8 protein-coding genes are annotated in these 10,682 nt (G+C 49.7%); 7 read left to right on the top strand and 1 reads right to left on the bottom strand.

What is annotated here, in order from left to right:
* The first annotated feature begins 55 nt into the window (after positions 1-55).
* Together VN105_RS21160 and VN105_RS21155 are read left to right on the top strand one after the other, a co-directional pair.
* Positions 56-1,243: a hypothetical protein gene (locus tag VN105_RS21160; RefSeq protein ID WP_325643927.1), complete on the top strand. Its 1,188-nt coding sequence runs from the start codon at positions 56-58 to the stop codon at positions 1,241-1,243.
* Positions 1,244-1,323: 80 nt separating this feature from the next.
* The gene (locus VN105_RS21155; protein ID WP_325643925.1) at positions 1,324-2,346 is read left to right on the top strand and encodes an outer membrane beta-barrel protein; all 1,023 of its coding nucleotides are present in this window, start codon (positions 1,324-1,326) and stop codon (positions 2,344-2,346) included.
* 124 nt (positions 2,347-2,470) lie between these two features.
* Here VN105_RS21155 and VN105_RS21150 read toward each other — a convergent pair whose 3' ends face one another.
* The gene (locus tag VN105_RS21150; RefSeq protein WP_325643923.1) at positions 2,471-3,418 is read right to left on the bottom strand and encodes an aldo/keto reductase; all 948 of its coding nucleotides are present in this window, start codon (positions 3,416-3,418) and stop codon (positions 2,471-2,473) included.
* 79 nt (positions 3,419-3,497) lie between these two features.
* On the opposite strand from VN105_RS21150, the gene VN105_RS21145 reads away from it, so the two are divergent.
* From VN105_RS21145 to VN105_RS21125, 5 genes are all read left to right on the top strand, one after another.
* Positions 3,498-4,316, top strand: coding sequence for a DUF6630 family protein (locus tag VN105_RS21145; RefSeq protein WP_325643921.1), 819 nt, complete (start codon positions 3,498-3,500; stop codon positions 4,314-4,316).
* A gap of 127 nt (positions 4,317-4,443) precedes the next feature.
* The gene (locus VN105_RS21140; RefSeq protein WP_325643919.1) at positions 4,444-4,758 is read left to right on the top strand and encodes a hypothetical protein; all 315 of its coding nucleotides are present in this window, start codon (positions 4,444-4,446) and stop codon (positions 4,756-4,758) included.
* Between the two features lie 112 nt (positions 4,759-4,870).
* Positions 4,871-6,202: a TolC family protein gene (locus VN105_RS21135; protein WP_325643918.1), complete on the top strand. Its 1,332-nt coding sequence runs from the start codon at positions 4,871-4,873 to the stop codon at positions 6,200-6,202.
* A 12-nt stretch (positions 6,203-6,214) separates the two neighbouring features.
* The gene (locus VN105_RS21130; RefSeq protein WP_325643916.1) at positions 6,215-9,418 is read left to right on the top strand and encodes an efflux RND transporter permease subunit; all 3,204 of its coding nucleotides are present in this window, start codon (positions 6,215-6,217) and stop codon (positions 9,416-9,418) included.
* A gap of 16 nt (positions 9,419-9,434) precedes the next feature.
* Complete coding sequence (locus VN105_RS21125; protein WP_325643914.1) at positions 9,435-10,529, top strand: efflux RND transporter periplasmic adaptor subunit; 1,095 nt, start codon at positions 9,435-9,437, stop codon at positions 10,527-10,529.
* Positions 10,530-10,682: the final 153 nt, after the last annotated feature.

Below are 10,682 nucleotides of genomic sequence, written 5' to 3'. Positions count from 1 at the left end.
ATCAGCGAAATCATCATAATCCTGAGTCAGACAAATTTCGCTACATTTGCACCCTATGCGTAAAAACCTCCATATCACGGCTTTATCACTTTTATTGGCAATAGGCGCAAAGGCACAACAGGATAGCGTTACAACAAACCCTCCTTCTTCACGTGAAGGGCTATACGACAGCGTATGGTTGCGCAAGCGCAGCTTTTTCCCCTTACCGGTGCTGGGGTATTCCCAGGAAAAAGGCCTGGAAATCGGCGCCGCTATGTTGTATTCTTTTTATACAGATAACCGCAATCCCGACCAGGCTACCCGTAATTCCACCCTTAACCTGATTCCTGCGGTAACCACAGAAAGCCAGTTTAAGATAGATCTGAAAGCAAATATCTGGACACGCAGTAATACCTGGCATTTTAAAAGTAATCTCCGGTACCACAATTACCCGCTTTATTTCTTTGGCATTGGCGATACTACCCATTACGATAACCGGTCGCTGGTAAACAACAGCCGCTATAAAGTACAGGTGGAAGGCGAACGGCGCATCAGCGGCCACTTTTATGCCGGCGCCTCTGTGTTATACCAGCATGATACTTACAGCAGCGGCGATGATAAAGGTATTTATACCACCATGCCGCTTACTGATAAAGAAGGAGGATATGTTACTTTCCTGGGGCTCACGGGCATTTACGATAACCGGGACAATGAAAACTATGCCCGTCGTGGTTCCTGGCTGAAACTAAACCTGGCTTATGCGCCTTCTTTTTTAAGTAAGCATCCGCTGTTTAAAGTGGAGGCACAGGGTTCGCATTTCCTGTCCCTTTCCCGCAAAAGCACGCTCGGGTTCAATGGCATTTTCAACAGTTTGCAGGGTAAGGTACTGCCTTTCTACCTGCTGCCTGAAATGGGGAACGACCTCATCATGCGCGGCTATTATACCGGCAGGTACCGCAACCAGAACTACCTGGCCGCCCAGGCGGAATACCGCTATCTTATTGATCCGAAAATGCGCATTCATATCTGGTTTGTGGATCTCAAACCCAAATTTGCACTGGCCGCCTTTGCGGGTACAGGCACCGTATTCACCAATCATGATTTCCGCTTTGGCGGATTTAAACCCAGCTATGGCGCCGGGGTCCGTTATTTCTACGATGAGAACGCAAGGCTTACTATTCGTATAGACTATGCCGTTGGAGAAAAACGCGCAGGCGAATCAAGACAAAAAGGATTATATCTTTCCCTGGCGGAAGCTTTCTAGTATAATGCCGGTGATGGTTAATTGGTAATAATTTGTTAACTTTCAATAGATTAAATACCATACTCCAAAACCATTGCATTATGAAAAAACTATTCCCGCTAGGGGCAGTCGCCATGCTTTTGATTGTTACCCACAGCACCCAGGCCCAGGACAATTCCAGTACATCCTCTTCTTCACATTCTAAATTTTACCTGAAAATTGCCGGTGGTTATTTCTTCAGCGTATCTCCCGGACAGTTCCCGAATGTTGGCCCATATCCGCCGCAGGACCTGCATACACAGTTTAGCTCCGGCCGTATGGACACCGTTAGTCGCAAAGTGCTTACCGGTTCCTACGGGGAAGGCTTCAGGGGTGGACTTTCTGTTGGTTACAATATCAATAAATATTTCGCAGTAGAAGGAACCTTTAATTATTTCCATAGCAAGAAAAACCTGATGACCCGCCAGCGGACTACTATGATTGATGGCGCCGGTTCATCGAGGGAACTGGGACACGTGGAATCGCACGGGTATGTAAACGCTATTGATTTCGCTCCCAGCCTGGTGGTAAGCCCGGGCCTGGAAAAAATAAATCCATACGTGCGTTTTGGTGTGGTGGTGCCATTATGGGGCCGCCTGTACATTGAAACAGACGCCATGCAAACCTCCACTCCGGCAGGCATTCCCACAGGTACTGCCGTGGTCACCAATATCAGCAGGAAAGAAGAGGTGAAGCCTAATCCTACTATCGGTTTCCAGGGAGCGCTGGGCGTGTCTTTCAGGGTATCGCCCCGTTTTGATGTATTTGTGGAAACAGAATACCGCAATGTGCCGGTACGCAGTAAAGAAAAAGAGATCACGGAATACAATGAAACCAACACCCTCATAAATGCCAGCACCGGCGCGGTAGTGCAGGCTTTGCCGGGCCGTACCATCGGCGATCTGTCGGTAGCGGAAAAGAATACAGAATATCAAACCACGCTGGATCAGAACTCCAACACACCAGTTGGCCAACAGGGTTCTAAAGTGATCTATAAAGATAACAACAGGGCTTCCAATGATCTGAAGTCCTATATCAATATCGGTGGACTTGGGCTGAATGCAGGACTGAAATTCAGGTTGTAATACCACCAGTACAAAATGAAAGATGGGTGTATCGTACTGCTGATACACCCATCTTTTATTTATACCTGGTTGGAGCCCTTTGAGCAAAGCTCAGCGGCTTCATTTATTTTTGACGGATCCCTTTTTATGCGCTTGCTTTATTGAGTAAGTCCACCGCAGCGGCATCCAGCTGCAACTGCACGCCGTTCGTGAGCTCATGCAACTGTTCTTTGCTGGTGGCGCTGGCAATAGGCGCAGCTACCGCAGGGCGCGTGAGCAGCCAGGCCAGCGCTACGCCGGCTGGTGTAGAATGATATTGCGTTGCTACTTCATCAAGCGCAACAAGGATCCGCAGCCCTCTTTCATTAAGATAGCTTAATGCTTTCTGACCACGGGCCTTACTTTTATCAGTATCAGCAGCACTCCTGTACTTACCGGTCAGAAAGCCGCTGGCCAGTGAGTAATAATTGATCACTCCCAGGCGCTGCTCCTCGCAGATCTTCGCATACTGGGCTTCGTATTTCTCCCGGTCGTACAGGTTGTATTCAGGCTGGAAGGTTTCATACCTTGGCAAGCCGTGCTTTTTACTGGCTTCCAGGCTTTCCAGCAGCCGGGCGGCGCTCATATTGGAAGCGCCGATGGCCCTTACTTTACCTGCTTTTATCAGCGTGTCATAAGCTTCCAGTGTTTCTTCTACCGGCGTAGCTTCATTGTCGTAATGCGTTTGGTAAAGATCTATGTAATCCGTTTGCAAACGTTTCAGCGATGCTTCCGCCGCTTTAAGGATATAGGCTTTGGTAACGTTTCTGCCTTCTCCCATATCCGCGCCCGCCTTGGTGGCCACAATTACTTTGTCGCGGTTCCCACGGTCACGCATCCATTTGCCGATAATGGTTTCAGATTCGCCACCCACGTTTCCCGGTACCCAGCGGGAGTATACGTCTGCCGTATCCACCAGGTTGAACCCTGTAGCGATGAATTGGTCCAGTAATGAAAATGAAGTGGCTTCATTGGCCGACCAGCCGAACACATTGCCGCCAAAGGCCAGCGGGGCTACTGACAGCCCGGATTGTCCCAGTTTCCGTTTTTCCATAATATTTTTTTTATTGATCTTGCAACGGGCATATCCCGTATGTAATTTAGTTACTTTTGTCTTTCACCGACTAATTTTTATGCCAGAACAGATGCCTGTCATTTCACGAGAAGATTTCAACTGGTTAACACAAACCTATGGAAAGGAGAGTGGCTACTCACACATAGATACCAAAGAAAGTGTGGTGCATGAAATATTTAGAGATAAGGTGCTCATCGGTACCGCTTTCCTGAATTGCGCTTCTTATGAGCTTTCTTTCGGTGATCCCGGTTTGCATATCCGGAAAAATAGGTTGGATAACTATAAGCTGCACGATAAAGCGGTGCTTATAGCGGATGAAATGAATGAGGAAGATAAAGAAGAATTACTACTTCGCTGGAACACCCTTATACAGGAACTGAAGATGCTGGAAAATCTGCACGGGCTTGCCAACGCCCGTGAACCGCTTATACAGCTGTTCCTCGATATCTTTAATGAAGATGATGCCGAGGAACAGATCAGCCGCCTTCCGGATATTGTAATGCCTGATCCTGTAGCTATCTGGGAAGAATTGTATGCCGCGCTGTTGGCTACCGGTAATGTAGTGGAATTTGAATGGCAGCAATTTGCGGAAAATGGTATCAGCGCACTGAATCAGCTGGCGCCTTTGCTGCAGGCCGGCATCACGCTGAAAACGCCGGACCAGGCGGACTATACAGCCATCATGGGTGCGGAAGATTTTGCAAAAGGCATGCTTGATTTTGTAAATGAGCAACTGGATGAACACGCGCTGAAAATAGTAGCAGCCGGTACCAGCCTGGATGAATACCAGTCATTCACCTGTCTTAATATGCAGGATTTCCGACTTGCCAATGCCCTGCTGAAAATGGAAGAACTCTGTCTTGTTTGTTTCTTTTAGTATATTAAAATCCCGTTAAAAAAAGTAATTTAACACCCGCAAAACAGGCAGATTAAATAACTTAGTAATTGATATAGTATACCACATGAAATTATTCCGGCATTTATTTGTTGTATTAATCTTGGTCATGTTCCTGCCACAGGTGCAGGGGCAACCGGGAATGATATCCGTAAAAGGCGCGGAGAATATTCAGGTATCTGCCGGTATTACTTTTAAAACAACAGGAAAGGCGCCCCGTGTCAGGGCTACCGTTACGAGGTTTAAACGCCGTCCTGTTGGAATCAACGACAGTTACGGCCATGAAAGGGTTTGCCCGGTTTTATTATCGGCGGTTACTGCCCGTTTTATTTATGTAGATAAGATCCTCAACGGATATTATTTCAATCCTTACCTCAGTGTCCCCACACCGCTAAGAAGCTGGAGAGGCCCGCCAACGGCCTGATAACCCGTTTTACATTTATTTATTTCATTTTCTTTTTTAGCGATTTATGAACTTACATAGGATCGCGAAGAAAGGGTGTTGGTGGTTGCTATTAATTTTTCCCTTCACTTCTTTGTTCGCACAATCTGCAGCGGATAGCTTTTCGCTGCAGCGGGCTATTGCGCTTACACTTGCGCACTATCCGGCCATCAAGGCCAAACAGGCACAGGTAAACGCCGGCCAGGCAAGTCTTACCGATATTAAACATAACTGGTACCCGGCCATAAAACTACATGAGCAAATAGATGCCGGCACAGACAACAGTATATACGGCTCTTACTTTACCATGGGCATGATCCCTTCCACTTCCGGTGGTATCCGCGATGCCAACAACAATGCACTCATGAGCGGCAACATCGCCATGGCAGCCATGCAATGGGAGATCTATAATTTCGGCGCCTACGGCAGTGAACAGAAAGAAGCTGCGCGGTCGCTGAAAGTACAGCAAACAGACCTGAACAATACCGCCAACCAGCTTACCGTATCCGTTATTCAAAATTACCTGGAACTACTCCGGCTCTATGCTTTGCAACAGATAGCAACAGATAATATCCGGCGTAATGCAGAAGTGCTGAAAGCGGTAACCGCTACAGTATTGCATGGCCTCAAACCGGGGGTAGACAGCGCCATTGCCGCCGCAGAACTGTCGAAGGCCAGGCTGAACCTGATCGACATAAAGAACAACTATAACCAGGTGCGCATCCAGCTCGGCGTATTCACGGGCCTGGATACCACGCAGATACAGCCCGATACCATCAATAATAAACACCTGATGGTACTCCTGGGCGGTGAAGCGCCGGATAGCATGGCGGCCCATCCCATGCTGGCCTACTACAACGCCGTTTACCAGCAACAACGTGCAGCCGCCGACGTTATACGCAAATCCCGCCTGCCGAAAGTAAACCTGATGGCGGCAGGATGGATGCGCGGCTCCAGCGGATCGTTCAATGATGTGTACGACAAAAACCTGTGGAGCGGTTTGGGGTACAGCCGGTATAACTATTTGCTGGGCCTGGGCATTACGTATAATCTTACAGATCTGAAACGTACCCACGAGAAGGTAGCGGTACAGCAGTACCGTTCGGAAGTGGCGGAACAACAGCTGGAAACTACCCGTACTACGCTGAGCGGATTGCTGCAACAGGCACAATCGGATATTCAGACTTCCCGGGATAAGTTAAAGGAGTTACCCGTGCAACTGGCCGCCGCAAGGGCCGCCGCCAGGCAAAAAATGGCGCTGTACAAAGGTGGGCTCACCAATATTATTGATGTAACCACCGCCTTGTTTGTGCTGAACCGCGCGGAAACAGACCTGGTGCAAACCCGCGATGCCGCCTGGAAAGCGCTGTTCCGCGCCGCCTACGCCGGTAATACTATTTCACAACTTTTACCTGATCTGAACTAAACGCTATTCATTATGTCATTTGTATCTTCGGCACTGAAGAAGCCAATAGCGGTGGTGGTGATCACCGGCGGGTTGCTGCTTTTTTCATTGCTGTCCATATTCAGTATACCCATCGACATCTTCCCGAAATTAAACCTGCCAACTATCTACGTGATAGAGCCATACGGAGGAATGTCCCCTCAGCAGATGGAGGGTTTTTTCGCCACGCGGCTGCAGGACCAGTTCCTCTATGTGAACGGTGTTAAAACTATTTCTACAAAAAACATACAGGGGTTAACGTTATTAAAGCTCACCTTTTATGAAAATACGGACATGGCGGAAGCCTCCGCCCAGGTGGCGTTACAGGTGAACCGTGCCATGAAGTTCTTCCCGCCCGGCGCCCTGCCGCCACAGGTTATGCGCTTCGACGCCTCTTCGCTGCCGGTGGGGGAGCTGGTATTCAGCAGCCCGAAAAAATCGCTGAAGGAAATATATGATCTGGCGGCAACCCGTATCCGACCTATGTTTGCTTCGGTACCTGGACTGTCCGCGCCGCCTCCTTTTGGCGCCAACTCACGCTCGGTAGTAGTGAACGTAGACCCGCAGAAACTGCGCAGCTTCAATCTCAGTGCAGATGAAGTAGTGGAAGCCATTGCAAAGAATAATGTGATGACACCCTCCGGGAACATCCGTATCAACAATACCATGTTCGTAACCACTATCAACTCCCTTGAAAAACAGGTGGCCGATTTTGGCGATATTCCCATCGTAACCAATGGCAATAACAACGTGTTTGTGCGCGATGTGGCAAGAGTAGCAGATGCTACAGATGTAACCGTGGATTATGCACTTGTTAATGGCAAACGCTCGGTATACATTCCCGTGGTAAAAACCGCCGATGCCTCTACCTGGGAGGTGGTGAAAACATTGAAGTCAAAGATCCCCGAAATGCAAAGCCTGTTGCCGGATGATGTAAGCGTATCCTACGAATTTGACCAGTCGGTGTTTGTGATCAATGCAGTGAAAAGCCTGATCACAGAAGGCGCATTGGGCGCCCTCCTTACCGGCCTGATGGTACTGCTGTTCCTGCGCGACCTGCGCAGCTGCCTCGTGGTAGTGGTGACCATACCGGTAGCCGTGTTATGCGCTGTAATGGGGCTGAAGCTGGCGGGGCAAACCATCAATATCATGACGCTGAGCGGTCTTGCACTGGCCATCGGTATCCTCGTGGATCAGGCCACGGTGACCATTGAAAATATTCACCAGCACCTGGAAATGGGTAAGTCCAAACGCCAGGCGATTTATGACGCCTGCGAGGAAATAGCTTTCCCGCTGCTGCTGATCCTGCTTTGTATCCTGGCGGTGTTTGCACCGTCGTTCATCATGACGGGTGTGCCGCGCGCCATGTTCCTGCCGCTGTCGCTTTCTATCGGCTTTGCTATGGTGGCTTCCTACTTCGCGGCGCAAACACTGGTGCCGGTAATTGCCAACTGGTGGCTGAAGGCAGATAAATACCAGCATCATGCCCACGCCGTAATGGCGCTGGATGCGGAAGAAGTAAAAGAAGTGAACGAACACCTGCAACAGGCGGAACAACACCCTGAAAAGGCAACCGGCTTTGAACGTTTCAAGCTGGGTTTTATGCGGATCCTTGAAGGCGGTATGAACAAATCGCGTTTAATCGTTACCGTTTATATCATCGGTTCCCTGTTGCTGGCAGGCGGTTGCTATGTGTGGATAGGGAAGGACCTGATGCCGCATATTAATGCAGGCCAGTTCCAGCTTCGTTTACGCATGCCCGATGGTACCCGGCTGGAACGCACGGAAACCGCCCTGCACGATGTACTGGCCATAGTAGACAGCACCGTGAACGGACATGTGGCCATCAGCTCGGCTTATGTGGGGCTGATTCCCAGCAGCTACGGTACCAGTAACCTTTATATTTTTAACAGCGGTACCCATGAAGCGGTACTGCAGGTGAACCTGGAAGAAGATTATAAAGTAGATATTGAAAAGCTGAAAGATCAGCTCCGGGAAAACATCACGGCAAAAATACCGGAGATACGGTTGTCTTTTGAGCCGATAGATCTCACGGAAAAAATTATGAGCCAGGGCGCCGCCACACCCATAGAAGTACGGGTAGCGGGAAAAGATATGAAACAGATCTCGGGGTATGCGCAGCAACTGGTGCAGCGCCTCAGCAATATTCCTTTCCTGCGGGATGTGCAGATAGCGCAGCCACTGCATTTCCCGGTAATCAGTATTCATATCGACCGGCTAAAGCTGGCGCAGATGGGACTGAATATTTACCAGGTGGCGCGATCTGTTACCGCCTCCACTTCCTCCAGCCGCTTCACCGAAAAAAATCAATGGCTGGATGAAAAGGTGGCATACACTTACCAGGTGCAGGTACAGGTGCCTGAATACAACATGACGGCCCTGAACGACCTGAAAGAAATACCGCTTGTAAAAGGCCAGCCACGGCCCGTACTGGCGGATGTGGCCACGTTTACGCAAACAGAAATGCCGGGAGAATACGACCGTTCCGGTCCACGTAGGTTCGTAACCGTTAGTGCCAATATTACGGGCAAAGATCTTGGTGCAGCTACGGCTGCCGTGCAACAGGCCATTAAAGACACCGGCACGCCGCCAAAAGGATTGATCACGGAACTGAAAGGCGCTTCCAGCTTATTGGTGGAAACGCTGAACAGTTTGCAGAACGGGTTGATGATTGCGGTAGTGGTGATCTTCCTGTTGCTGGCCGCCAATTACCAGTCGTTTAAATTATCGCTGGTGGTACTGACCACTATCCCTGCTGTGATCGCCGGCGCACTCATAGCGTTGTTGCTCACCGGCGCTACGCTCAACCTGCAATCCTATATGGGCATGATCATGTCTACCGGTGTGTCGGTAGCCAATGCGATCCTTATTGTTACCAATGCGGAAAAACTCAGGATGGAATACCGTGATGCACGGAAGGCAGCGGTGGTAAGCGCCGGGGTGAGATTACGTCCTATCCTGATGACCAGCCTCGCCATGATTGCAGGCATGATCCCGATGGCCAGCGGTTTTGGTGAAGCGGGCGATCAAACCGCCCCGTTGGGCCGCGCGGTGATAGGCGGGCTGATTGCCTCCACATTTGCAGCCCTGCTCATATTACCACAGGTGTATGCACTGATACAACGGAAGGAAGGATACCAGTCGCCCTCCTTAATGCCGGATAACACGAATGCTTAACGTTAAATACAACATCATGAAACAATATAGAAATTATTTGTTCACAGCCGGTATCATCACGTTGATGGCAGCATGTAATTCGTCGGCTATGACAGAGAAAAAGAAAACAGGTAAAGACGAACATCATTATCTCCTGGCCACAGTAATACAGCGCCCCCTGGAAGGAAGTATCCGCCTGCCCGGTACTTTAGCGGCTTTCCAGAAGGTAAGCATTTATCCGCGGATCAATGGCTTTGTAAAAAGTATTTACGTAGATCGCGGCTCCAAGGTGAAAAAAGGCCAGGTACTGCTGGTGCTGGAAGCCCCGGAGGTAGACCAGCACTACTACGCTGCCCAATCCAAATACCTGCAGGCTGCGGCCATGTTCGCTTCCAGCAAGGATAATTACGAACGCACCGTAGCCACCAGCGAAGAGCCGGGCACTATTTCCCCGCACGACCTGGAACTGGCAAAAGCCCGTATGCTGGGCGACAGTGCGCTCATGAACAGTGAACAGGCCAATTTCCGCGCGCAGGAAGTAAATAAAAGCTACTTAACAGTGACCGCTCCCTTCGATGGCGTGATCACCGAACGTAATATTCACCCCGGCGCACTGGTAGGGCCCGATACCAAAGTAGACGATAAGCCCATGTTAATGCTGGAGCAGGAAGACAAGCTGAGGCTGGTGTTACAGGTGCCGGAAATTTACAGCGCACAGTTGGGAGATCAGTCCCGGATCACGTTTGAAGTGAACGCTATACCAGGCGAACGCTTTGAAGGAACCATTGCCAGGCAGGCTGGTACGCTGGACGACAGGTACCGCTCCGAAGCCGTGGAAATTGATGTACAGAATGCGAAGCGGCTACTCAAAGCGGGCATGTACACAGAAGTGGTGCTGCCCCTGAAAGGCTCCACGCAGGCGCTGCTGGTGCCGGCCAGTGCCGTTGTAAGGTCTACAGAAAAGAAATATGTGGTAGCGGTAAGAAATCATCATACAAAATGGATTGATATCGAAGAGGGTAATCACCATAACGATTCTACGGAAGTATTTGGCCGCCTGCAGGCCGGTGAACGTGTGATTGCGCCGGCAACGGATGAGATCAAGGAAGATATCATGGTTCCGGGTGAATAGTTCCGGCGTTTTTTTTGTGATCATCATTTAAAACCATGACTTATGACGATCAAAAAAAGCACTTCCGAAAAGCGTGAGCTGAAAGCAACGAAGCGTAAGAATGAAGCAATAGCTCCGGCCAAGGGCGGCGCTAAAAAAGAAAGGAACGACGAC

This window comes from Chitinophaga sp. (assembly GCF_035564935.1).
In the GTDB taxonomy this organism is placed as follows: Bacteria; Bacteroidota; Bacteroidia; order Chitinophagales; family Chitinophagaceae; genus Chitinophaga.
Note: the sequence above shows the minus strand (reverse complement) of the source record. Positions and strands in the feature narration are given on the sequence as shown.

Bases quoted from the DNA above. Each gene is read 5' to 3' on its own strand.
- VN105_RS21160 (WP_325643927.1), top strand. From the start codon at position 56: ATGCGTAAAAACCTCCATATCACGGCTTTATCACTTTTATTGGCAATA.
- VN105_RS21155 (WP_325643925.1), top strand. From the start codon at position 1,324: ATGAAAAAACTATTCCCGCTAGGGGCAGTCGCCATGCTTTTGATTGTT.
- VN105_RS21150 (WP_325643923.1), bottom strand. From the start codon at position 3,418: ATGGAAAAACGGAAACTGGGACAATCCGGGCTGTCAGTAGCCCCGCTG.
- VN105_RS21145 (WP_325643921.1), top strand. From the start codon at position 3,498: ATGCCAGAACAGATGCCTGTCATTTCACGAGAAGATTTCAACTGGTTA.
- VN105_RS21140 (WP_325643919.1), top strand. From the start codon at position 4,444: ATGTTCCTGCCACAGGTGCAGGGGCAACCGGGAATGATATCCGTAAAA.
- VN105_RS21130 (WP_325643916.1), top strand. From the start codon at position 6,215: ATGTCATTTGTATCTTCGGCACTGAAGAAGCCAATAGCGGTGGTGGTG.
- VN105_RS21125 (WP_325643914.1), top strand. From the start codon at position 9,435: ATGAAACAATATAGAAATTATTTGTTCACAGCCGGTATCATCACGTTG.